Source organism: Lichenihabitans sp. Uapishka_5 (genome assembly GCF_033947565.1).
Taxonomy (GTDB): Bacteria; Pseudomonadota; Alphaproteobacteria; order Rhizobiales; family Beijerinckiaceae; genus Lichenihabitans.
The window spans coordinates 1-21641 of record NZ_JARPVX010000067.1; the positions used below are offsets into that span (position 1 = coordinate 1).

The 21641-nt window shown below is 66.8% G+C and carries 23 protein-coding genes and 1 tRNA gene; 5 read left to right on the top strand and 19 right to left on the bottom strand.

Annotation, left to right across the window (positions count from 1 at the left end):
* Nucleotides 1-42: 42 nt before the first annotated feature.
* The 16 genes from P7D22_RS17585 to flgB all read right to left on the bottom strand — a co-directional run bounded on the left by P7D22_RS17585 (nucleotide 43) and on the right by flgB (nucleotide 13346).
* Nucleotides 43-1335: a hypothetical protein gene (locus P7D22_RS17585; protein WP_319935555.1), complete on the bottom strand. Its 1293-nt coding sequence runs from the start codon at nucleotides 1333-1335 to the stop codon at nucleotides 43-45.
* Nucleotides 1336-1468: 133 nt separating this feature from the next.
* Nucleotides 1469-1545 (bottom strand) — tRNA-Met (locus P7D22_RS17590).
* 58 nt (nucleotides 1546-1603) lie between these two features.
* Nucleotides 1604-3517: an O-linked N-acetylglucosamine transferase, SPINDLY family protein gene (locus tag P7D22_RS17595; RefSeq protein ID WP_319935556.1), complete on the bottom strand. Its 1914-nt coding sequence runs from the start codon at nucleotides 3515-3517 to the stop codon at nucleotides 1604-1606.
* Between the two features lie 43 nt (nucleotides 3518-3560).
* Nucleotides 3561-4529, bottom strand: coding sequence for a flagellin N-terminal helical domain-containing protein (locus tag P7D22_RS17600; protein ID WP_319935557.1), 969 nt, complete (start codon nucleotides 4527-4529; stop codon nucleotides 3561-3563).
* 226 nt (nucleotides 4530-4755) lie between these two features.
* A complete protein-coding gene (locus P7D22_RS17605) occupies nucleotides 4756-5721 on the bottom strand; it encodes a flagellin N-terminal helical domain-containing protein (RefSeq protein ID WP_319935558.1) in 966 nt (321 codons plus the stop codon).
* A 277-nt stretch (nucleotides 5722-5998) separates the two neighbouring features.
* On the bottom strand, nucleotides 5999-6967 hold the full coding sequence (locus tag P7D22_RS17610) for a flagellin N-terminal helical domain-containing protein (protein WP_319935559.1): 969 nt from the start codon (nucleotides 6965-6967) through the stop codon (nucleotides 5999-6001).
* Nucleotides 6968-7109: 142 nt separating this feature from the next.
* Nucleotides 7110-7847, bottom strand: coding sequence for a flagellar type III secretion system pore protein FliP (gene fliP, locus P7D22_RS17615; RefSeq protein WP_319935560.1), 738 nt, complete (start codon nucleotides 7845-7847; stop codon nucleotides 7110-7112).
* Nucleotides 7844-8326 carry a flagellar basal body-associated FliL family protein gene (locus P7D22_RS17620; RefSeq protein WP_319935561.1) on the bottom strand — a complete coding sequence of 161 codons (483 nt, stop codon included), beginning with the start codon at nucleotides 8324-8326 and terminating at the stop codon, nucleotides 7844-7846. Before P7D22_RS17620 ends, fliP begins: the two co-directional genes overlap by 4 nt.
* 53 nt (nucleotides 8327-8379) lie before the next feature.
* Nucleotides 8380-9081: a flagellar basal body L-ring protein FlgH gene (flgH, locus tag P7D22_RS17625; RefSeq protein WP_319935575.1), complete on the bottom strand. Its 702-nt coding sequence runs from the start codon at nucleotides 9079-9081 to the stop codon at nucleotides 8380-8382.
* Entirely contained in the window at nucleotides 9081-9734 is a 654-nt protein-coding gene (locus P7D22_RS17630; protein ID WP_319935562.1) for a MotE family protein, read from the bottom strand. Before P7D22_RS17630 ends, flgH begins: the two co-directional genes overlap by 1 nt.
* A gap of 90 nt (nucleotides 9735-9824) precedes the next feature.
* Nucleotides 9825-10952 carry a flagellar basal body P-ring protein FlgI gene (gene flgI / locus P7D22_RS17635; RefSeq protein WP_319935563.1) on the bottom strand — a complete coding sequence of 376 codons (1128 nt, stop codon included), beginning with the start codon at nucleotides 10950-10952 and terminating at the stop codon, nucleotides 9825-9827.
* Nucleotides 10952-11419: a flagellar basal body P-ring formation chaperone FlgA gene (gene flgA / locus P7D22_RS17640; RefSeq protein ID WP_319935564.1), complete on the bottom strand. Its 468-nt coding sequence runs from the start codon at nucleotides 11417-11419 to the stop codon at nucleotides 10952-10954. The genes flgI and flgA overlap by 1 nt, the downstream gene beginning before the upstream one ends.
* 4 nt (nucleotides 11420-11423) lie before the next feature.
* Nucleotides 11424-12212: a flagellar basal-body rod protein FlgG gene (flgG, locus tag P7D22_RS17645; protein ID WP_319935565.1), complete on the bottom strand. Its 789-nt coding sequence runs from the start codon at nucleotides 12210-12212 to the stop codon at nucleotides 11424-11426.
* A 15-nt stretch (nucleotides 12213-12227) separates the two neighbouring features.
* Entirely contained in the window at nucleotides 12228-12542 is a 315-nt protein-coding gene (locus P7D22_RS17650; protein ID WP_319935566.1) for a flagellar hook-basal body complex protein FliE, read from the bottom strand.
* Nucleotides 12539-12958 (bottom strand): flagellar basal body rod protein FlgC, encoded by a 420-nt coding sequence (gene flgC / locus P7D22_RS17655; protein ID WP_319935576.1) that lies wholly within the window; start codon nucleotides 12956-12958, stop codon nucleotides 12539-12541. Before flgC ends, P7D22_RS17650 begins: the two co-directional genes overlap by 4 nt.
* A gap of 7 nt (nucleotides 12959-12965) precedes the next feature.
* Entirely contained in the window at nucleotides 12966-13346 is a 381-nt protein-coding gene (flgB, locus tag P7D22_RS17660; RefSeq protein ID WP_319935567.1) for a flagellar basal body rod protein FlgB, read from the bottom strand.
* Between the two features lie 97 nt (nucleotides 13347-13443).
* Here flgB and P7D22_RS17665 point away from each other — a divergent pair, with 97 nt between their 5' ends.
* Entirely contained in the window at nucleotides 13444-13938 is a 495-nt protein-coding gene (locus P7D22_RS17665; protein ID WP_319935568.1) for a DUF427 domain-containing protein, read from the top strand.
* A gap of 47 nt (nucleotides 13939-13985) precedes the next feature.
* Here P7D22_RS17665 and P7D22_RS17670 read toward each other — a convergent pair whose 3' ends face one another.
* Together P7D22_RS17670 and P7D22_RS23540 are read right to left on the bottom strand one after the other, a co-directional pair.
* The gene (locus P7D22_RS17670) at nucleotides 13986-15239 is read right to left on the bottom strand and encodes a flavin monoamine oxidase family protein (RefSeq protein WP_319935569.1); all 1254 of its coding nucleotides are present in this window, start codon (nucleotides 15237-15239) and stop codon (nucleotides 13986-13988) included.
* A 16-nt stretch (nucleotides 15240-15255) separates the two neighbouring features.
* Nucleotides 15256-16092: a L,D-transpeptidase gene (locus P7D22_RS23540; RefSeq protein ID WP_442916107.1), complete on the bottom strand. Its 837-nt coding sequence runs from the start codon at nucleotides 16090-16092 to the stop codon at nucleotides 15256-15258.
* A gap of 201 nt (nucleotides 16093-16293) precedes the next feature.
* On the opposite strand from P7D22_RS23540, the gene gndA reads away from it, so the two are divergent.
* Together gndA and P7D22_RS17685 are read left to right on the top strand one after the other, a co-directional pair.
* Nucleotides 16294-17724, top strand: a complete 1431-nt coding sequence (gndA, locus tag P7D22_RS17680) for an NADP-dependent phosphogluconate dehydrogenase (protein ID WP_319935570.1) — start codon at nucleotides 16294-16296, stop codon at nucleotides 17722-17724.
* A gap of 81 nt (nucleotides 17725-17805) precedes the next feature.
* Nucleotides 17806-18171 carry a GIY-YIG nuclease family protein gene (locus P7D22_RS17685; RefSeq protein ID WP_319935571.1) on the top strand — a complete coding sequence of 122 codons (366 nt, stop codon included), beginning with the start codon at nucleotides 17806-17808 and terminating at the stop codon, nucleotides 18169-18171.
* Between the two features lie 165 nt (nucleotides 18172-18336).
* On the opposite strand, the gene gshB is transcribed toward P7D22_RS17685, so the two are convergent.
* On the bottom strand, nucleotides 18337-19284 hold the full coding sequence (gshB, locus tag P7D22_RS17690; protein WP_319935572.1) for a glutathione synthase: 948 nt from the start codon (nucleotides 19282-19284) through the stop codon (nucleotides 18337-18339).
* A gap of 192 nt (nucleotides 19285-19476) precedes the next feature.
* On the opposite strand from gshB, the gene bluB reads away from it, so the two are divergent.
* Both bluB and P7D22_RS17700 read left to right on the top strand, forming a co-directional pair.
* Nucleotides 19477-20106, top strand: coding sequence for a 5,6-dimethylbenzimidazole synthase (gene bluB, locus P7D22_RS17695; protein WP_319935573.1), 630 nt, complete (start codon nucleotides 19477-19479; stop codon nucleotides 20104-20106).
* 136 nt (nucleotides 20107-20242) lie between these two features.
* On the top strand, nucleotides 20243-21641 hold a 1399-nt coding region (locus P7D22_RS17700), incomplete at its 3' end, for a methyl-accepting chemotaxis protein (RefSeq protein ID WP_319935574.1).

Genomic DNA, 21641 nt, shown 5'->3' on the forward strand with positions numbered 1-21641 from the left:
AGACTCGCACGAGCCCAGCGTCCTGTGAATCCTCTGTGCGCGTCAGTGCACTAGGTCGATCAGCAGCAGGTCGAGCGGGATGGAACGGGTCGAGTTCTCTGTCTTCAACTTGGTGAGGTCCTTGCGCGGCACACGCCCCTTGGCCGGATCGAACGGCTGCAGGTTGAAAAAGTACCAGCCCTCTGCGTCGATGATGTCCTCCACCCGTAGCTGCGCCACCTCGCTCGTCCGCATGCCCGTAAGCAGCATGACGATGTAGCCCCAATAAACATGATCTTGCGCCAGGTAAGAACCCGACTGCCACTTTTCGTTTAGGCCGTGACCGGTGAACGTGGGCATGCTCAGGATCTGCCTGACTTCCTCATCCGTGAACGCATCGCGCGGAAGCGCAACGAGATTCTCGGCGCTCATTACAATCGATATCTTGATCTGCTCGGTCAGGTATTTTCGTGCTTTTGCCCAGGTCAGAAATCTGTTGAGCCCGGTCCGGTAGCGATTTTGAAGACTCGTTTCGGAGAGCCGTTTGAGCCCCTCCCATCCGTTTCGTCGAGCGAACTCGAAGCGATCCCAGAGCGTTCTGGCCCTCTCTCGCGGGATCCCATTTCGGTCCGGGATATTAGCGAGTTCGCGTCCCAAGCTGGCGAAATCGTCGTCTGTGTAGGCCCGGAGGGCTTTATCGCCGAGGAGCGCGATTAAAAATTCGACGTAGATGCCGACGTCGTGCTGGGCAGAGTCGTCACCGTTGCTCTGCCGTTGCTCCTGAAGGAACTCGGCAAGAACGGAGGAGGTTTTGCGCCCACCTCGCAGGCGTGTGGAACTTGCGGCGACACCAACGGGCGGATCGGCTGTCGGCTCGGGGGCGTGCTCATGGCGGCTGCTCGGCCCGTCTTCAGTGCTGACAGCAAGCTTAGAAGTGCTGCCATAGAGGCGTGCGCGGTCTTGACGGAGCATCTCGGCAAAGAAGCTCCATTCCTCAATGAGCCCGAGGCGAGTTACATCAGGCACGTTGTAGTGGCGCACCTCGCTGGCGAACTCGGCGAAGGTTGCGAAGAACCGCTGGCGGTCATCGATTTCCTGCCAATCGCAAGCTTGCCCTTTACGCGTGAACTCGCGGCATTGTGCCAGGATTTCTTCAGCCTGACGTCTCACGGTTTCGGCGTCGCGGAAAGGCATCAACCAGATCAGTGTTTTGCAGAGGCTGTATCGCGCCATCTTAGAGTCGGTGGTGCCGAGCGACAATCGGAGCAGCGCCGGCCAAGCCGGGCCCGGTGGCATGCGGATCTGCAGGTAATAGCGCCCTCCACCCCTGCGGGTGAGATATGGCAGGCTGGGCAAGGCATGGCACCGAGTTGCGCGGGATCGGCACTGTGAGACAGACGTGTGAGACGTCTCACAGCGACCGCAAAACGACTCGAACCCAAACCAGCGATTTCAGCAACTTAGCGCCTGCTTTTCGCAAGTCGTTGATTGGTAGCGGAGGAGGGACTCGAACCCCCGACACGCGGATTATGATTCCGCTGCTCTAGCCACCTGAGCTACTCCGCCATAGCCGCATCGGCTGGGACGCGACCGGTATAATGGGCCGTCGGGGCGTGTCAACTGGTTAAGCGGTCGGGGCCGCAGCGGGCCTCGGTGGCACGTCGAAGCTGGCCACCGGCAGGCCTGCGTCCATGCGGGCCGCCATCGACAGGAGCGCGTCCTCGAAGTGGCGGGTGTAGCGCGCGCTGTCGAAGAGCGGCGCCGTGAGGCGGTTCGCCTCGATGCGGGCCCGGATCGCACCGAGGGTGGCGGGATCGTGGGCCAGCGCCACGGCGCGCTCCTCATAGGCCTGCAGGTCGGGGACGATCATGTCCGGAACCCCCATCGCATGCAGCAGGCTGCCGGCCACCCGGGACACGAAGGAGGCGCCCGGGCAGGTCAGCACCGGCACGCCGACCCAGAGCGCGTCGCTCGCGGTCGTGTGGGCCGTGACCGGGAAGGAATCGAGGAACAGGTCGCCGAGGCGCATGCGGGACAGGTGCTGCTCGGTCACGAGCTTCGGCGCGATGACGATCCGCTCGCGGGCGATGCCGCGCGCCTCCGCTTCCTTGTGGAGGTTGAGGGTCCCCGTAGGATGCCCCTCGAGCAACCACAGCACGGCGCCCGGCACCCGATGCAGCAGCCGCATCCAGAGGTCGAACATGTCCGGCGTGATCTTATAGGGCGCGTTGAAGGAACAAAACACGAAGCCCTGTTCTGGCAGGCCGCATTGGGCCCGGCCGTAGGGCTCCGGCCACACGGGGCGCTTGCGGTCGTTCGGCTGGTAACAATCGGGCAGCCGCACCACCGCCTCGTCGAAATCCCCCTCCCGCTCGGGCGGGATCACGAAGCAGTCGGCCACGATATAATCGATGAAGGGCGCCCCCATGGTGCCCGGATAGCCGAGGAAATTCACCTGCAGAGGAGCAGGGCGGTAGGCGAGGATCTCCGTGCGGGCACCGGATGTGAAACCCTTCAGGTCGATCAGGATGTCGATGCCGTCGCCATGGATCTTCCTGGCCGCCTCTTCGTCGCCGAGCGCGCCGATGTCGTAACAAAAGTCGAAGGTCGAGATGATGCGGTGCCGGATCAGGGTGCCGTCGTCGATGTTGCCGGTGCAATAGCCGATCGCCTCGAAACGGTCCCGGTCCCGCAGTTCGAGCATCTCGATGATCAGCAGCGCCGTGGCGTGATTGTGGAAATCGCTCGACAGGTAGCCGATCCGCAGGCGTCGCGTTTGGTCGGCTTCAGGGCGGGCGCCGTAGCGGGCCAGTGGCGACGCCACGGACCCACCCATGCGCTTGACCCAGACCCGGGCGGCCTCCAGCTGGTCAACCGGGTCATCGCTGGCGGCCAGGATCGAGAACGGCGGCACCCGGAACCCGAGCCGGAAACTCTTGGCGAGGGCGAGTTGGAGATGCGCCGCGTAGCCATCCCAGTCGTTAAGGTGCTGGCGCAGGTGGAGTGCGTCCACAAGGCCGGCGGCATGCTCGGGATGCCGGCTGAGGAGCGCGCGGTAGGCGTCCCAGGCCGCCTCGGATTGCTTGTCGGCCCGCAGCGCCGACGCCAGATTAATGTAGAGCCCCGCGGGCGCCGGATCGAGCGAGAGGCCGATGCGTGACGCCTGGATCGACAGGTCGAGCCGGCCCATGGCGATCAGCATGCTGCCGAGGCTGGCGTAAACGGCCACATCGCCCGGCCGCAGTGCCACCACCTTGCTGAAGGCCGCGAGCGCCTTGTCGAACTGGCGCCGGTTCTGATGGATGAAGCCGATCTCCATCAGAAGGTGCGTATTGTCGGGGTGAAACCCGGAAGCCTGGTTCAAGGCCTCGGTGGCTTGCTCCGGCATGCCATGCTGAAGCGCCAGAACCGCCAAAGCGACCAGCTTGGCGCCGGGGCCGGCGGGGGGAAGCTCGAAGGCTCGGACCAGAGCGTCGGCCTGGCGCCTCAACGGCGCGTCGATGGACGGAAGCGCGCGCGCCAGGGTCTGGACCGTCATGGGATCTTCGCGACGAGAGGATGTTCGGGGAGCGGAAGGCGCCTCAGCCGTTGAACAGCTTCAGGATCATCTGGCTGTTCTGGTTGGCAATCGACAGCGACTGGACACCGAGCTGCTGCTGCGTTTGCAGCGCCTGCAACTTGGTCGAGGCCACGTTCATGTCGGCATCGACAAGCGAGCCCACGCCACTGGTGATCGCATCCGTCAGTGCCGACACGAAGGTGGTCTGCAGATCGACGTTGGTCTTCAGGCCACCGAGCGAGGCGCCCGCCGCCGTGATCTTGGTAAGGATCGTATCGATGCTGGCTTGGATCACGGCGATGTCGGAGGAGGTGCTGCTCGACGTCAGGGCGAAGCCCAGGATGCTGTTGGCATCGTAGGATGTGCCGTCCGTTCCCGACCCACCGGTGCCCGTGACCGAGCCGTTGAGGGTCACCGAAGCCCCGCCCACGGTGGCGGCAGTGATGCCCGCCGACAGGATACCGCTGGCCGACGTGGCCGACGTCAAGGTGATGTTGGCGGTGCTGACCGCGATGGTGCCGACGCTGGTGGTGCCGTCCGTGCCACGCGAGAAGGACGACACGATGTTGGTGTTGCTCGCCGTGCCGTTCAGCAGGTTGACGCCGTTGAACGAGGCCGAGGCGGTGATGGAACGAAGGCTCGACTGCAGGGCCGTGATGTCGGTCTGGATCTGGACCTTGTCGGTGCCGGGTGTCTGCGCCGTGACGATGTCGGCCTTCATCTTGTTCATGATCGTGATGGTCGAGTTCAGCGCCGACGTGGCAATGCTGAGCGTCGAGGCGCCGAGGTTGAGCGCGTCGCTGACGGCCGAAAGCGCCCCCGTGTCGGAACGCATCGAGGTGGCGATCGACCAATAGGCGGCGTTGTCGGAGGCGTCCGCCACGCGCAGGCCGGTGGACACTTGGCTTTGCACGCCTTCCAGGTTCTTCTGCGTCAAGGTGAGCGACTGAAGCGCGCTCATCGCGGAATTATTCGTGAGAATGCTGCTCATCGTCGATCGTTCCGGCGCTCTGAACCCTACGAGAACAATCCGGCATGGCTGGCCTCGCGCCGCATGGCGCCCGCCGCCGAGCCAAGCTCGTGTTCGCTTCATTCGACGCTAGGAGCTTAACCTTAATCATCGGTAAAAACCGGGGCCGAAAGCTGAAGATGGAGCGTTGAAACGCAAAGAGGCCGCGCTTGCGCGCGGCCTCCCTTCGTCGGTATTTATTGCGACGTCAGTTGAACAGCTTGAGGATCATCTGGCTGTTCTGGTTGGCGATCGACAGGGCCTGCACGCCGAGCTGCTGCTGCGTCTGCAAGGCGTTCAGCCGCGTCGAGGCCACGTTCATGTCGGCATCGACCAGCGAACCCACGCCGCTCGTGATCGCATCCGACAAGGACGACACGAAGGTCGACTGGTTGTCGATGTTGGTCTTGGTGCCGCCGAGCGAGGCGCCCGCTGCCGTGATCTGGCCGATGGCCGTGTCGAGAGCCGCCTGCATGACCGACAGATCGCTTGTGGTGCTGCTGCTGGTTAGCTTGAAGCCTAGAATGCTCGATGCCTCGTAGGAAGTGCCGTCCGTTCCCGACCCGGCGGTGCCGGCGACCGAGCCGCCGAGCGACACCGAAGCCCCGCCCACGGTGGCGGACGCGATGGTCGCCGAAAGGATGCCGCTGGCCGACGTCGCCGAGGTCAGGGTGATGTTGGCGGTGCTGACCGCGATGGTGCCAACGCTGGTGGTACCGTCCGTGCCGCGCGAGAACGACGACACGATGTTGGTGTTGCTCGCCGTGCTGTTCAGCAGGTTGACACCATTGAACGAAGCCGAGGACACGATCGACTTCAGGCTCGATTGCAGTGCCGTGATGTCGGTCTGCACCTGGGCCTTGTCGGTGCCGGGCGTCTGGGCCGTGACGAGATCCGCCTTCATCTTGTTCATGATGGTCAGCGTCGAATTCAGCGCCGCCGTGGCGACGCCAATCGTCGAGGAGCCGAGGTTCAGCGCGTCGCTGACGGCCGACAGGGCGCTCGTGTCCGACTTCATGGTGGTCGAGATCGACCAATAGGCGGCGTTGTCGGAAGCGCTGCCGACCCGCAGGCCGGTGGAGATCTGGCTCTGCGTCTGCGACAGGGATTTCTGCGTGGCCGTCAGCGACGCCAGCGCGCTCATGGCCGAAGTGTTGGTGAGAAGGCTGCTCATGATCAATGTCCCATTTGTGTATGAGGGGACATTCCGGATCGGAACCGGTACGCCCGGGCGGCTTGATGCCTTTGAATTTCAGTTCAATCGGGCGTGATCAAATCCTACGCCGCCGAGATTAAACGAAGCTGAATTGCATTGCTCACCTTCGATCTACTCGGGTGCAAGGCTTAATTTGGCGTATGAGATTTAATATTTACCGTTCGCTTCGCAGAACACCAAAGCAAAAGGGCCGCACGGTGGTGCGGCCCTTTCACGATCAAGGAAGGACGGGCGATCAGCCGTTGAACAGTTTCAGGATCATCTGGCTGTTCTGGTTGGCGATCGACAGAGCCTGCACGCCGAGCTGCTGCTGCGTCTGCAGGGCGTTCAGCCGCGTCGAGGCCACGTTCATATCGGCATCCACCAGCGAACCCACGCCGCTGGTGATCGCGTCCGACAAGGACGACACGAAGGTCGACTGGTTGTCGATGTTGGTCTTGGTGCCGCCGAGCGCCGCGCCGGCGGCCGTGATCTGGCCGATCGCGTTGTCGAGTGCTGCCTGCATCACCGACAGATCGCTCGTGCCGCTGGCGCTCGTCAGCTTGAAGCCCAGGATGCTGTTCGCATCGTAGGAGGTGCCGTCGGTGCCAGAGCCGCCAGTGCCAGAGACCGTGCTGCCCAGCGACACCGAAGCCCCGCCCACGGTGCCGGCCGTAATGGCGGCCGACAGGATGCCGACGCCCGAGGTCGCCGAGGTCAGAGTGATGTTGGCGGTGCTGACCGCGATGGTGCCGACGCTGGTGGTGCCATCCGTGCCGCGTGAGAAGGAAGCCACGATGTTGGTGTTGGTCGCCGTGCTGTTCAGCAGGTTGACGCCGTTGAACGAGGCCGAGGACACGATCGACTTCAGGCTCGACTGCAGGGCCGTGATGTCGGTCTGCACCTGGGCCTTGTCGGTGCCGGGCGTCTGCGCCGTGACGAGGTCCGCCTTCATCTTGTTCATGATGGTGAGGGTCGAGTTCAGGGCCGCCGTGGCGACACCAACCGTCGAGGAGCCGAGGTTCAGCGCGTCGCTGACGGCCGACAGGGCGCTGGTGTCCGACTTCATGGTGGTCGAGATCGACCAATAAGCGGCGTTGTCGGAGGCGCTCGCGACCCTGAGGCCGCTCGAGATCTGGCTCTGCGTCTGCGACAGGGATTTCTGCGTGGCCGTCAGCGACGACAACGCGCTCATGGCCGAGGTGTTGGTGAGAAGGCTGCTCATGATCAAATGTCCCAGGGTGAAGGAGGGACATTCCGGATCGGAACCGGTACGCGCGGGCGGCTTGATGCCTTTGAAGTGTGTTCAACCGGGCGTGATCAGACATTAACCCCGGCTGATGACCAGGAGGTAAACGCCGCGACGATTATCCGTAGGAGCGGATCAAGCTGCCCACCACCATGTTCCAGCCGTCGATCAGGATGAAGAACAGGATCTTCATCGGCAGCGAGATGACGTTGGGCGGCAGCATCATCATGCCCATCGACATGATGAGGGTCGATACCACGAGGTCGATCACCAGGAACGGCAGGGTGATCAGAAAGCCGATCTCGAAGCCGCGCCGGATCTCCGATACCATGAAGGCCGGCACCAGGATGCGCAGGTCGACCGTCGCCCGGTCGGTCGTCTTGATCGAGGCCTTGGCGAGGTCGTCGAACAGCGCCAGATCCTTGTCGCGCACCTGGGCCAGCATGAACTCGCGGAACGGCCCGGTGATGCGGCCATAAGCTTCCTGCTCGGTGATCTTGTTGTCGAGCAGCGGCTGCAGCCCGGTCTGCCAGGAGCGGTCGAAGGTCGGCGCCATGACGTAGAAGGTCATGAACAGCGACAAGCTGATGAGGATGAGGTTGGCCGGCGTGGTCTGCAGGCCGAGGCCGGTGCGCAGGAACGAGAACGCGATAGCGAAGCGCGTGAAGCTCGTCACCATCACAAGGAGGCCCGGTGCCACCGACAACACCGTCAACACGCCGACCAGCTGGACGATGCGCCCCGTGGCGGTGCCGCCCGCGGCCTGCGGCACCAGGGCGCCGAGGTCGATCGACTGGGCGGACGCCGCCGTCGTGAAGGCGGCCAGGATCAGCGCCGCAGCGAGAAGGCGCTTCATTGGATGACCATCATCTCGATCATCACCTCGCTGACATGGCCCTCCGAGCGCACGGCCGCGCGCTCGCTCAGGTCCTCGCGCAGGTGCTGGATGCCGCTCGCGCCCTGCAGCTGCGTCAGCGACAAGGTGCGCAGATAGGCCAGCATGTCGTCGGCGATCTTCGACGACAGGATCTCCATCTGCGGCGCGTCGGTCTTGTTGTAGACGATCGCGGTCTGCAGCCGGACCCAGGAGCCTTCCGGCGCCGTCAGGTTGGCCACCACCGGCGGCAGCTCGCGCACGGCCGTGCTGGCCGGCGCCGCGGCGGCCGTCGCCTCGTGATGGTTGTCGTCCGTCGACACCGAGGCCCTGGCCTTGGCGACGATCTGCTTGCCCACCACGAAGCCGCCGCCGCCGGCCACGAGCGTCAGCACCAGCACCGGCACCACGACGCCCATCAGGCCGCCGCTCTTCTTCGCCGCCTTGCCGTCATCCGCCATCGCGGCCACTCCCGTTCCGCTCGAATTCGACGTTGGCCGACACGGTCCCGGCCTTAAAGCGGCTTGATGGCGTCATAGATCTGCTGGCCCCAGCCCGGCTGCTGGACTTCGCTCGAGCGGCCGCGCCCGCCATAGGAGATCCGGGCCTCGGCGATCTTGTCGTAGGAGATGGTGTTGTCCTTGGAGATGTCGCGCGGCCGCACGATGCCGGCGATGTTGAGGAGACGCATCTCGTAGTTGACGCGGATCTCCTGCGAGCCGCTGACGATGAGGTTGCCGTCCGGCATGACGCCGCTCACCACCGCCGCGATGGAGAGCTGGATCTTTTCCGAGCGGTCCACCGTGCCCGAGCCGTTGTATTTCGAGGTCGAGGTCGAATCGAGCTGCCCGGCCGTCTTGGTGGACGAGCCGCTGCCGAGCGCGAAATCAAAGCCGTTGCCGACGCTCGACGAGCTCGACCGATCGCTCGAATTGTCGAGCGTCGCCTTGTCGTCGATGGCGATCGACACGGTCAGCACGTCGCCCACACGGCTCGCGCGGGGGTCACGGAAGAAATTGGCGCGGCTGTCGTCCCACAAGGATTGCGGGCTTTGACGCAGCGGCGCCGGGAACGAATAAGCGCTGAACTTGTCGACATTGGCCTGCAGCCCGGAGCCGACGGCGCTCATGTGGGGTTCACGCCCGATGTCCGAGGGCGCGACGGCGCAGCCCGACAACGCCGCCGCCAAGGCGGTTGCGACCACGAGGTTTCGCATCACGACTTCTTTCCGTCCGTCTTGGCGTCGGGTGCCGCGAGGCTGGTCATCGCGGCGACGAGCTGGCTGGCCCGGTCGGGCTTGATCTCGTTCAGGATGGCGCTCGCCTGGCGCGGGTTGAGCTGGGACAGCACGGCCGCCGCGAGCCCGTCGTCGAGCAGGCTGAGCTGGGCCGCGGCGGCATCGGGCTGCATCTTGGCGTAGACCGAGATCAGCGTCGCCTGCGCCTTCTTCATCGCCTCGTCGCGCCGGGCGAGGCTGCCTTCGAGCTCGGCCTGCTTCTTCTCGAGATCGGCGATGCGTTGCGTCACCTGGCCCTGCAGGTCGTTGAGCTTGCGGGTCTGCCAGGCGAAGCGCGCCTCGGCCGCCACGGCGGCGATGTTGTCGCAATAGCGCTGCGCCTCGTTGCCGGTGGGGAGCGGAGGCGGCGCCGTCACGGGAGCGGCCGGCTTCATCGGCAGGGCGGAGCCGGGGGGCGGGGCCTCGGCCACGGGATGGGCTTCGGTGGCCGCGACCGCCTCGCTATGGCCGGGCGTTGCCGGGGCGACACCGTCGGCCGTGTTCTGTTCGTTGGCGCCGGCCGCGCCTGGGACCGTCAGGGCGGCCCCGGCGCAAAGCGCCAGGGCGGCGGCGCGAAGGGTCTTGGCCGTCATGTTGAGGTCCGGGATGCGCCGAGAAGCCATACGGCGACTATCCCGGGGTTGGCTTGCGCCGGGCTGGCCCGGCCGGGCGCAACCGCCTCGCTATTGCGCCACCAGGTCGGCCTGCAGGGCGCCGGCCGATTTGATGGCCTGCAGGATCGCGATGATGCCGGTCGGCTTGAGCCCGATGGCGTTCAGGCCCTTGACCAGCGATTTCAGCGTCGTGCCGCCGACGATGCGGAGCTGGCCTCCGGATTCGTCTGCCTCGATGTTGGTGGTGGGCAGCACCACGGTCTTGCCGCCCGACAGCGGGGCCGGCTGGGACGCGATCGGGGTTTCGGTGATGCGCACCGTCAAGCTGCCATGCGTCACCGCCACGGTCGAGATCTGCACGTCCTGGCCGATCACCACCGTGCCGGTGCGTTCGTCGATGACGACGCGGGCCGGCGTGTCGGGCTCGACCGTCAGGTCGCCGATCTCGGCCATGAACCGGGTCGGGCTGATGCCGGGCGGGCAGGTGACCATGATGCGGCGCAGATCCTGCTCCTGCGCGACGCGGGTGTGGAAGCGGGTGCGGGCGAAAAGGTTGACGGCGTCGGCGACCCGCACGGCGGTTTTGAAATCCGGGTTGCGGAGGTCGAGCGCCAGCGATCCGGTTCTGCCGAAATCGTTCGGGGCCGGCAGCTCCACGATGGCGCCGTTGGCGATGCGGCCGCCCGAGGGCACGCCCTGGCTGTAGGTTTCGGCCTGGCCCGCCTGCGCGTTGCCGGACACGGAGACCGGTCCCTGGGCCACCGCATGGGTCTGGCCGTCGCCGCCGATCAGCGGTGTCATGATGAGCGTGCCGCCGAGCAGCGAGGTGGAATCGCCGAGCGACGACACGGTGACGTCGATCGCGGCGCCGCGGTCGATCAGCGGCGGCAGGTTGGCCGTGACGATGACGCCCGCCACGTTGCGGGCCCGCAACGACACGCCGCGGACGTTGATGCCCATCTTGTCGAGCATCGACTGCATGGATTGTTCGGTGAAGGGCGCGTTGCGCATCGTGTCGCCCGTGCCCAGCAGCCCCACCACGATGCCATAGCCGACGAGCTGGTTGTCCCGCATGCCGCCGAGCGCCGCGATGTCCTTGATGCGGACGGCCGCAACCGCCGGGGCGGCCCATAGCACGGTGGCCGCCGGGGCAGCCCACAGCAGGGCGGCCGCGAGCCCGAGGAGCAGGCGGCGCATCAGCTGGTGCCGATCCGGACGGTGCCGTCCTTGGCGATGACGCCCGAGATCGTCAGGCCGCTTTCCGGGTTGCGCACCGCGATGGTGTCGCCGACGCCGCCAGCCTGCAGGGCCGACGCATAGGTGGCGATGTTGAGGTCGCCCTCGACATAAACCACCCGCACCATAGCGCCGACGCTGACCACCTTGGGCTCCGCCACCGCATTGATGGGGATCGGCAGCCCGGGCAGCAGGGTGCGGCGCACCGTCTTGCCGACCAGCGCCGTGCGGTCGAGCGCCGTCACGGCCTGGCCGGGAAAGTTATCCGGCAGGTCGCGCTCGGTCAGCATGCCGTCGCGGATGATGTCGCCGGGATAGATGGTCACTGACGCCACCGGAACCGCCTGGGCGGCTTCGGCGGCCGTGCCGGAGTGCACCGCCAGGGCGGCGGCCAGAAGCGCGAGGGCACGGGACAGCGCGAGGGTCATGGCTTTACCGAATTCCCTTGGCGACGGTTTCGCCCATCTGGTCGGCCGCGGCCACCACCTTCGAATTCATCTCATAAGCGCGCTGGGCCGAGATCAGGTCCGAGATCTCCTTGACGGGATCGACGTTCGAGGCCTCGAGGTAGCCCTGCGTCACGGTCGCGAAGCCCGGGTCGCCCGGCACGCCCGTGGTGGCGGTGCCCGAGGCCGGCGTTTCCTTGAACAGGTTGTTGCCGAGGTGTTCGAGGCCGCTTTCGTTGGCGAAGTTCGCGATGGTCAGCTGGCCGATCTGGGTCGGGGTGCTGCTGCCGGCCACAAGCGCGTCGACGACGCCCGAAGATGAGATCGTCACCTTGGTGGTGTTGGGCGGCACCACGATCGAGGGAATGACCTGGTAGCCGTCGAGGTTGACCAGCTGGCCGCTGGCATTGGTGTTGAGGGCGCCGGCCCGGGTGTAGACCGTGTCGCTGTTCGGGCCGGTGATCTGGAACCAGCCCCGACCCTGCAGCGCCAGATCGTAGGTGTTGCCGGTGTTGGTCAGTTCGCCCTGGGTCTGCAGGTTGCGGATCGCCGCCGTGCGGACGCCGAGGCCGAGCTGCGCGCCCTCGGGCACGGTCGCGTCGTTGCCGCGGCTCGACACGCCCTGGGCGCGCTGGGTTTCATACAGCAGGTCGGTGAACTCGGCCTTGGCGCGCTTGAACCCGGTGGTGTTGATGTTCGCGATGTTGTTCGCGATCACCTCGACGTTGGTTTGCTGCGCCGACATGCCGGTCGCCGCGATCGCGAGAGCCCTCATGGTGCTTGTCGTCCCTTAGATCGACATGCGGGAAACTTCCTGGAACGCCGCGACAGCCTTGTCGCGGATCGCCAGGGCGGTTTGCAGACTTTCCTGCGCGCTCATCACCGATTGCACCACGTCCTGGACGTTGGCCTTGCCGCTGATGCCGTCGACCGCCATCGTTTCGGCATGCTTGACGTTGCCGACGGCCTCGCCGGACAGCTTGCTCATCATGGCGCCGAAATCCCCGCCATTGGCGGCCTGGGTCGCCTGGGTGGCCGCGGGGGTGCTGGCGGCGGACCCCAGCATCGACAGGGCGGAGGAGATCAGCGGGATGGCGGCGATCATGATGAGCCTTTCAGGAGGTCGATGGTCATGGCGATGAGATCGCGCGACTGCTTGATGACCTGCAGGTCCGCCTCGTAGGAGCGGTTGGTCTCGCGCATGTCGGTCATCTCGGCGATCATGTTGACGTTGGGCATCTTGACGTTGCCGTCGCTGTCGGCCGCCGGGTTGCCGGGGTCGTGCTCGACCGAGAAGGCGGTCGGATCGGTGCCGACATCCTTCACCTGCACGAGGTCCATGCCGCTGAGCTGGTCGAGTTCGCTCGCAAAGGTGACGGTCTTGCGGCGGTAGGGGTCGGCGCCCGGCACTGTCCCGGTCGACTGCACGTTGGCCATGTTTTCCGACACCACCCGGAGGCGGGCCGATTGGGCCGCGAGGCCCGACCCCGCCACCCGGAGCGCGGCTTGAAGGGCGTCCATCATGGCTCTAGGACTTCACGCTTTGCATCAACATGGCGTGGAACGCCTTGACGAGGTTGGTGTTGAGCGAGAAGTCGCGTTGCACGTCGCCGGCCTTGATGAGCTCGTTCTCCAGGCTGACGGTGTTGCCGGAATCGGTGGTTTCCCAGGGTGCGTCGTCCTTGGCCACGAAGCTCGCCTGGTCGGCCGGGCCGAGGTCGATGTGGTTGACGTTCGTCGAGGCGAGGCTGAGCTGGGTCTGGTCGAGCACCTCGGCAAACGGCTTCATGACCTGGGCGCGGTAGCCCGGCGTGTTGGCGTTCGAAACATTGCCGGCGATCGTCGCCTGGGAGCGCGACAGCCAGCTGGCCTGCTTGGCCGCCAGGTCGAAGAGGTGGATCGCGTCCAACGGAAGTCCGAGGTCCTGTTTTGATGATGTTCAAACTGCCGGAGCAAGCTTGTCCGGGGCTGGCCCGCGCCCCATCGATCCCGGATGGAGGTCCCGCATGACGCCACATCGCCTGCCACCCGGCCCCGGCCAGGAAAGCGTCTGGGATTATCCCCGACCACCGCGCCTTGAAGCGGAACCGGCAGCCATCCGCATCGTCTTCGCGGGACAGGAGATCGCCCGAACCGGCGCCGCCTTCCGGGTGCTGGAAACCAGCCACCCGCCCGTCTACTACCTGCCGCCCGAGTGTTTCGCGCCCGGCACCCTGGTGCCGGCCGAAGGGCAGTCCTTTTGCGAGTGGAAGGGGACGGCGCGCTATTTCGACATCGTGGCCGGGGTCCGGCGGGCCACGAAGGTCGCCTGGGCCTACCCCGACCCGGTGGCGGCCTTTGCGGCCTTACGGAACCACGTGGCGGTTTATCCCGGGCCGATGGACGGCTGCTTCGTCGGCGGCGAGAAGGCGCGGCCACAGCCGGGCTCCTTCTACGGCGGCTGGATCACCGACAAAATCGTCGGCCCCTTCAAGGGCGAACCCGGGACGATGGGCTGGTGATCGCGCTTCCCGGGCGGGCGCCGGCCCGTCGGGGCAGCGATGCGCCTTTATAGCCGTCCAGCGATGGCTTGCGCGGCGGCGACGCCCGTCTCATAGGCGCCATGGGCGGTCGAGAAGCGGTGGCGCGAGCAGGCCTCGCCGGCGAAGAACAAGCGGTCGCCGACTGGCGCCGCCAGCACGGCGCGCGCGTCGGCATGGCCGGGGCGGGCATAGGAATAGGAGCCGCGCGCCCAAGGGTTGCCGGCCCAGACCGAACGGACCCGCAGCCGGAGATGCCGGCGCAGATCGGCCCCGAAGATGCCGACGAGTTCGTCGATCGCAAAGGCCGCCGCGGCCTCGGGCGTCATCGCCTCGATGGCGCGCGCCAGGGTGCCGCCGTAATAGCCTTCGATCCACGGCCGCCCGAAGGGTTTCAGGGCATAGGCGCCGGTGTCGACCCGATCCATTGCGCCATGCAGATAGACCTCGGCCGGCAGGGCCTCGGGCTCCGCGATATCGAGATACACCTTGTTGGCGACCCCGAGCGGCACGCCGGCCGCGGCCTCCTGCTTGTCGGGCAGGGGCGGATCGAACCGGATCACCTCTTCGGCCAGGCACGTGGAGGACACCGTCACGACGGCAGCCCGGCAATCGAGCCTGCCGCGCGCGGTCTCGAGCGACACGGCCGCGCCGCCATGCGCGATGCGGCTGACGGCGGCATGCGGCACGACCGGCACCGGCGCCGCATGGTCGGCGATCAACCGGCCATAGCCGTCGGGCAGCCGCCAATCGGGCGGACGGCCGGGGGCGTAGCGCAGGTAGTCCTGCGTCGAGGCGCATTCGAGCTCGGCGCCGTTGATATAGGTCGCGACCGCGCCGATGAAGTTGTTCCAGCGGCCACCTGGCTCGAGAAAGGCACTCAGCGGCTTGTCGGTGCCGTCAAGCGTTTCGCCGTCCAGCCGGTCGAAATAATCGTGCATGGCGGCCCGGGCGGCCTGCCGCTCGACGGCCCGGGGGCCGTCGTCGGGCTTGGTCCGGTTCCAGGGCGCGGGCTCGCGGTCGACCGCGACACCCGCGGCATCGGCGATCGCCGTCCAGGCATTGTCCCGACCGCCATGCAGCCAGCCGCAGCCGAGGTCGATGCCGCTGCCGTCGGTCAGCGTCAGGGCGCGACCGCCCAGGCGCTCCGAGGCTTCGAGCACCAGCACGCTCAGGTCCGGCCGCGTCGCCGCGAGGTGCCGGGCGACCGCGATGCCGGCCGCGCCGGCCCCCACGACGGCAACATCGACGCCGTGACCGCGCCAGTCCTGAAGCATCGGCATGGCGCGGGTTTGTTCGTCAGTAGCCTTGGTCGGGCTCCGGCGCGTAGGTGGCGTAGGGATCGCGGCCGTAGGGCTGGGCGGTGGTGCTCAGGTCGGGCTGCGGCGCCGAGGCGTCCGTGTTGTAGAACCCCGAACCGTCGTCGACGTCCGGCTTGCGCATCGTGTGTTCCGCCACCTGGCTCGGCTGATCGTGGCCGAGCACCAGGACCTTGGTGTTCATCGGCACACGGTTGTACAGGTCGAAGACGTCCTGGTTGATCATGCGGATGCAGCCCGACGAAACGCTGTGGCCGATCGACCAGGGCTCCACCGTGCCGTGGATGCGGAACAGCGTGTCCTTGTTGCCCTGGTACAGGTACATGGCGCGGGCGCCGAGCGGGTTGCCGGGGCCGCCCGGCATGCCGAGGCCGCTCTGCAGCTTCTGCATCACACCCTTCACATGCGGGTCGCGGGCGATCATCTCCTTCGGCGGATACCAGTCCGGCCATTCGCGCTTGGCCTTGATCTCGGCCGCGCCCGACCAGACGAAGCCCTGGCGGCCGACGCCGACGCCATAGCGGATCGCCTGCCCACCGGGCCGGATGTAGTACAGGTAATGCGCCTCGGGATCGATCACGATGCTGCCGACCGGCTGGTCGGTGGGGTAGTCCACCACGGCGCGCAGGAACTCGGGGTCGATACGGCGCAGGTCGACGGCGGGCATCCGGAACGCACCGGCGTCCACGGCGCCATAGATGTCGGCCGGGTCGACTTCCTGGACGGTGAGCTGGGCGGAGGCCTGCGTGGCCACGAGGCTGCCCCCGACGAGACCGGCGGCACCTGTCAGGAAGGCGCGCCGAGAAGTGTTACGCATCGCATCGAGCTCCGAATGATCGAAAAGAACTGAAGGCCAAGCTTTGCGCTCAAAACCCGGCAAGAAGACGAATTGGATTGCGGTCCCGCATGCTTTTCAAAGACCTGTTGTCAGGATACCACTCCGGCACGGCCCCGGCGCCCTTCATACCTGTCCGAGGTTGATGAAGCCTGCCGCGAAGCATTCAAGGAGAATCCAGACATGACCCAATTGGCAGATGTCGGCGTCATGGGCCTTGCGGTGATGGGGGCGAACCTCGCCCGCAACGCAGCCCGGAAGGGGTTCGGGGTCGCGCTCTTCAACCGCCATGGCGACAAGACCGACGCCCTGATGCGCGACTTCGGCCACGAAGGCCGCTTCACGCCCACCAAGGATCTTGCGGCCTTCGTGGCGGCGCTCGCCAAGCCGCGTGTCATCATCATCATGGTCAAGGCCGGCAAGCCGGTCGACGACGTCATGGATAGCCTGCTGCCTCACCTCGAGGCGGGCGACATCGTGGTGGATGGCGGCAATTCGCTCTACACCGACACCAACCGGCGCTTCGACGCCCTGGCGGCTAAGGACCTGCGCTTCGTCGGCATGGGGGTTTCGGGCGGCGAGGAGGGCGCGCTCGAAGGCCCCTCGATGATGCCCGGCGGCACCCGCGAGGCCTGGGACCGCATCGCCCCGATGGTGACCAAGATGGCGGCTCAGGTCGATAACACGCCGTGCTGCGCCTATATCGGCCCGGGCGGCGCCGGCCACTACGTCAAGATGGTCCATAACGGCATCGAATATGCCGACATGCAGCTCATCACCGAAGCCTACGACCTGATGCGCACCGTCTACGGCATGGATGCGCCCGCCATGGCGGAGGTGTTCAAGACCTGGAAGGCGGGCGACCTCGACTCGTACCTGATCGAGATCACGGCCGCGGTGCTGGCCAAGCGCGACGGCACCGGCAAGCCGCTGGTCGATTCGATCCTCGACGAGGCCGAGCAGAAGGGCACCGGCCGCTGGACGGCCGCCAACGCGCTCGAGCTCGGCGTGCCGCTGACCGGCATCACGGAGGCCGTTTATGCCCGGGTGTTGTCGAGCCAGCGCACCCTCAGGGTCGAGGCCGAAAAGCGGCTGCCGTTCCAGGCGCCCGCCGGATGCAAGGCCGAACAGGCCGACCTCGATGCCATCCGGGACGCGCTTTATGCGTCCAAGATCGTCGCCTACGCGCAGGGCTTCGAGCAGATGGCGGCCGCCTCCAAGCAATATGGCTGGGATCTCAAGCTCGGCGAGATCGCCACCATCTGGCGCGGCGGCTGCATCATCCGGGCCCGCTTCCTCGACCGCATCCGCGAAGCCTACGGCGCCGACGCCAAGGTCTCGAACCTCATCCTGCAGGATTATTTCCGCGACGCCGTGCTGAAGGCCGAGCCGGCCTGGCGGCGGACCGTGGCGCTGGCCGTGCAGCACGGTGTGGCCATTCCCGCCTTCTCGTCCTCGCTGAGCTATTACGACGGCCTGCGCCGCGCCCGCGGCCCGGCCAACCTGCTGCAGGGCCTGCGCGATTATTTTGGGGCCCACAGCTATCGCCGGGTGGACGGGGACGGGGCGTTCCACACCCGCTGGAGCCAGGATGGCAGCGAGGTGAAGGTCTAGGACGCGCCCATATGTTCTCGGGGCGTCGCCTGATCGCGGCGTCCCTGGATTGCTTCGCTGCGCTCGCAATGACGGGGTTGGGTGGTATCGGCCCACGCCGCCATTGCGAGCGCGAGCGAAGCAATCCAGGATCGCGGCCTCGCAGGATGGAGCGTCGCCGTGCGGAGACCCTTCGTCTACATCATGGCCAGCCAACGCAACGGCACGCTCTATACCGGCGTGACCTCGGATCTGCCGCGACGGGTTTTCGAGCACCAGAGCGGGGCGATGCCGGACTTCACCCAGCGTTACGACTGCAAACTGCTGGTTTGGTGCAAGGAATACCCCACCATGCCGGAAGCCATCGCCCGCGAGAAGCAGCTTCAGGGTGGGTCGCGGCATGCGAAGCTCAAGCTGATCGAGGCGCAGAACCCGGGCTGGCGCGACCTCACGCAGGACCTCGCCTGATCGGGGCGCCCCTGGATTGCTTCGCTGCGCTCGCAATGACGAGGGTTGGGTAGCGGCTCACACCGTCATTGCGAGCGCGAGCGAAGCAATCCAGAACCCTGGCGCAGCAGAACACGCCGCGAGGGTCCCGCCTGATCGCATCGCGCCGCTCGGGATGACGTAAACCTACCGCCCCGCCGCCTTGGCCTCGATCGCGTCCCAGAGGCCGGCCGCGAGGTCCGGGCCGCCCAGCCTCTTGATGGCCCGGAGCCCGGTCGGCGAGGTGACGTTGATCTCGGTCAGAAAACCGTCGATCACGTCGATGCCGGTGAACATCAGCCCGCGGCGCTTCAGCTCCGGCCCGATGGTGTGGCAGATCTCCTGTTCGCGCGGCGTGAGGTCGGTGGCATTGGCGGCGCCGCCCCGCACCATGTTGGAGCGGATGTCGTCGCCGTTGGGGACGCGGTTGACGGCGCCCGCCGCTTCGCCATCGATCAGGATGATGCGCTTGTCGCCCTTGCTGACGGCCGGCAGGAACTGCTGCACCACCCAAGGCTCCCGGAAGGTGGTCGAGAACAGGTCGAACAACGAGCCGAAGTTCGGGTCCCGCTGGCTGACCTTGAACACCGCCGCCCCGCCGTTGCCGTAGAGCGGCTTCATCACAACGTCACCCTGCTCGGCCCGGAAAGCCTCGATGGCGGCGCGGTCGCGCGTCACCAGCGTGGCCGGCATCAAATCGGGGAAGTCGAGCACGAAGATCTTTTCCGGCGCGTTGCGCACGCCCGCCGGGTCGTTCACCACCAGGGTCTTGCCATGCACCCTTTCGAGCAGATGGGTCGAGGTGATGTAGGCGAGGTCGAAAGGCGGGTCCTGGCGCAGCAACACCACGTCGAGATCGCCGATGTCCTGCACCTTGGGCTCGCCCAGGGTGAAATGCGCGCCCACCTCGTCCTTGACGCTCAGCGGCTGCACGCTGGCGAACACGCGGCCGCTGCGCTGATACAGCCGGTCGGGCGTGTAGTAGCTGAGGCGATGGCCGCGCGCCTGCGCCTCGAGCAGCAACGCGAAGGTGGAATCGCCTGCGATGTTGATGGCATGGATCGGATCCATCTGGACCGCGACGGAGAGGGCCATGGATGTGTCGTCCTCGGGTTTCTCAAGGCCCGCAAAGCGCATGAGGCGACGGAGCCGTCAACTGCCGAGACGATCGGGACGCGATTGTGGAACGGGGCGCCAGCCTTGTAAGATCACCGTCTTGGCTTGAGGCCATGGCGGGCCACGCCGGCCCGCGCCCCCCTTGGCCTCGTGGAGCGCGTCCGTCACACCATGCAGTTCGATGAGGCCTTCCGGGCGGAGCTGGCCGACCTGTTCGCCTGGCGGCGGGACGTCCGCCGGTTCCGACGCGAGGCGCTGCCCGAGGGCTGCCTCGAGCGGCTCGTCCGTCTCGCCTGCCTGGCCCCCTCGGTTGGCCTCAGCGAGCCCTGGCGATTCGTCCGGGTGGACGATGCCGGCCGGCGCGCCGCGGTGCGGACCTCCTTCGCGCGCTGCAACGCGGCCGCGCTCGCGGCCCAGGCGGACCACCGGGCCGGGCTTTACGCGCGGCTGAAGCTCGCCGGCCTCGACGATGCGCCTTGCCATTTCGCGCTGTTCGCCGACCATGCGACGGGCCAAGGGCACGGGCTCGGCCGCGCCACGATGCCGGAGATGCTCGATTATTCGGCCGTGCTGGCGCTGCACACGCTGTGGCTGGCGGCCCGCGCCGAGGGCCTCGGGCTTGGCTGGGTGTCGATCCTCGACCCGGCTGAGGTGGCGGGGGTGCTCGATGTGCCGGCGGCCTGGCGGCTGCTCGGCTATTTCTGCCTCGGCTGGCCCGAGGCCGAGACCGAGGTGCCGGCGCTGCAGCAGGCCGGATGGGAACAACGGCGCGGGGCCGGGGCCGTGCTGCTCGAGCGCTGAGCCGAGGCGCGCCGGCCACGGCACGCCCCTTTCCTTTACCACGCCGCACGTTCTTTCCGCCGTTCTGCCCGGCATTTAGCGGACGATCACCAACACGGCCGATGATGGCGCTTCATTCCTCGTTGCGGCATTTCCCATGAAGAACACCCCCATCGTCGGAAAGGTCTTTTCGATCGTCGCGTTGTTGGCGCTGTTCTGCGTCGGCGCCACGGTTCTGGCGACCGGCAAGATGCGGCGCATCGACAACGCCTACAGCGACCTCGTCCAACACAACGGCACTGCCAACGTGGCCCTGGCGCAGGCCAGCCGGGCGCTCGCCGGCATGCAGCTCGCAGTCGGCGACCTGATGATGGCCAAAGGCGAAGACGCCAAAACCAAGGCGGCCGACGCGCTGCTGGTGCAGCGCACCGAATTCACCAGCCTGATGGACGCCAGCAAGACGGACCTGCCGGCCAAGGGCGACAGCTTCGAGGCTCTGAAGCAGAAGGGGCTGCAGGCGGCCGACCAGGCCTGCGGCGATACGATCGAGGCGGCGAAATCGCTCGATGCCACATCGGTGCTGAAGTCGCGGCTCGGCTACACCAAGGAATGCGCTCCCGCCATTTCATCGGTTGCCGCGGCCATCCGCGCGACGCTCGGTGACATGCTGAAGGAAGCCGACGCGGTCAACACCGCCACCACGGCGGTGGCGACCGGCACGATCCGCCTCACATGGGCGCTGACGCTTGGCGGCCTGCTGGTTGTGGTGGCCGTTGGTGCGCTGGCGGTGCGGGCCTGGATCAGCCGGCCGCTCGCGGTGCTGTTGCACACCCTCTCGACCATGGCGCAGGGGCACTACGATACCGCGCTGCAGGGCACGGAACGCAAGGACGAGCTCGGCGCCTTGGCCCGGGTCGGCGCCGTGTTCAAGGCCACCGGCCTGGAGAAGATCGCGCTCGAAGCCGAAACCGGCCGGCAGCGGCAGGCCGCGGCAGCCGCCCAGGCCCGCGAGGCCAAGGAGCGCGAAGCCACGGCGGCCAAACAGGCCGGCGTGGTGAGCGCCTTGGCGAGCGGGCTCGAACACCTGTCGGACGGCAACCTCGTGTTCCGCCTGCAGGACGCCTTCGCGCCCGAATACGAAAAGCTGCGCGCCGACTTCAACGCCACGGCGACGAAGCTGCGCGACACGATGACCGTGGTGTCGAGCACGGCCGATGCCATCCGCTCGGGCACCGCGGAAGTGTCGGCGGCCGCCGACGACCTCGCACGCCGCACCGAGCAGCAGGCGGCTTCGCTGGAGGAGACCGCGGCGGCGCTCGACGAGATCACCGCGACGGTGAAGAAGACGTCCGAAGGAGCCCGGCATGCCCGCGGCGTGGTGGCGAGCGCCAAGACGGGCGCCGAACATTCCGGCGCCGTGGTGGCCAAGGCCATCGAGGCCATGGGGGCGATCGAGCGTTCGGCGAGCGAGATCGGCCAGATCATCGGGGTCATCGACGAAATCGCCTTCCAGACCAACCTGCTGGCGCTGAACGCCGGCGTCGAGGCGGCCCGGG

Bases quoted from the DNA above. Each gene is read 5' to 3' on its own strand.
- P7D22_RS17595 (WP_319935556.1), bottom strand. From the start codon at position 3,517: ATGACGGTCCAGACCCTGGCGCGCGCGCTTCCGTCCATCGACGCGCCG.
- P7D22_RS17600 (WP_319935557.1), bottom strand. From the start codon at position 4,529: ATGAGCAGCATTCTCACGAATAATTCCGCGATGAGCGCGCTTCAGTCG.
- P7D22_RS17605 (WP_319935558.1), bottom strand. From the start codon at position 5,721: ATGAGCAGCCTTCTCACCAACACTTCGGCCATGAGCGCGCTGGCGTCG.
- P7D22_RS17610 (WP_319935559.1), bottom strand. From the start codon at position 6,967: ATGAGCAGCCTTCTCACCAACACCTCGGCCATGAGCGCGTTGTCGTCG.
- fliP (WP_319935560.1), bottom strand. From the start codon at position 7,847: ATGAAGCGCCTTCTCGCTGCGGCGCTGATCCTGGCCGCCTTCACGACG.
- P7D22_RS17620 (WP_319935561.1), bottom strand. From the start codon at position 8,326: ATGGCGGATGACGGCAAGGCGGCGAAGAAGAGCGGCGGCCTGATGGGC.
- flgH (WP_319935575.1), bottom strand. From the start codon at position 9,081: ATGCGAAACCTCGTGGTCGCAACCGCCTTGGCGGCGGCGTTGTCGGGC.
- P7D22_RS17630 (WP_319935562.1), bottom strand. From the start codon at position 9,734: ATGACGGCCAAGACCCTTCGCGCCGCCGCCCTGGCGCTTTGCGCCGGG.
- flgI (WP_319935563.1), bottom strand. From the start codon at position 10,952: ATGCGCCGCCTGCTCCTCGGGCTCGCGGCCGCCCTGCTGTGGGCTGCC.
- flgA (WP_319935564.1), bottom strand. From the start codon at position 11,419: ATGACCCTCGCGCTGTCCCGTGCCCTCGCGCTTCTGGCCGCCGCCCTG.
- flgG (WP_319935565.1), bottom strand. From the start codon at position 12,212: ATGAGGGCTCTCGCGATCGCGGCGACCGGCATGTCGGCGCAGCAAACC.
- P7D22_RS17650 (WP_319935566.1), bottom strand. From the start codon at position 12,542: ATGATCGCCGCCATCCCGCTGATCTCCTCCGCCCTGTCGATGCTGGGG.
- flgC (WP_319935576.1), bottom strand. From the start codon at position 12,958: ATGGACGCCCTTCAAGCCGCGCTCCGGGTGGCGGGGTCGGGCCTCGCG.
- P7D22_RS17665 (WP_319935568.1), top strand. From the start codon at position 13,444: ATGACGCCACATCGCCTGCCACCCGGCCCCGGCCAGGAAAGCGTCTGG.
- P7D22_RS17670 (WP_319935569.1), bottom strand. From the start codon at position 15,239: ATGCCGATGCTTCAGGACTGGCGCGGTCACGGCGTCGATGTTGCCGTC.
- P7D22_RS23540 (WP_442916107.1), bottom strand. From the start codon at position 16,092: ATGCGTAACACTTCTCGGCGCGCCTTCCTGACAGGTGCCGCCGGTCTC.
- gndA (WP_319935570.1), top strand. From the start codon at position 16,294: ATGACCCAATTGGCAGATGTCGGCGTCATGGGCCTTGCGGTGATGGGG.
- gshB (WP_319935572.1), bottom strand. From the start codon at position 19,284: ATGGCCCTCTCCGTCGCGGTCCAGATGGATCCGATCCATGCCATCAAC.
- bluB (WP_319935573.1), top strand. From the start codon at position 19,477: ATGCAGTTCGATGAGGCCTTCCGGGCGGAGCTGGCCGACCTGTTCGCC.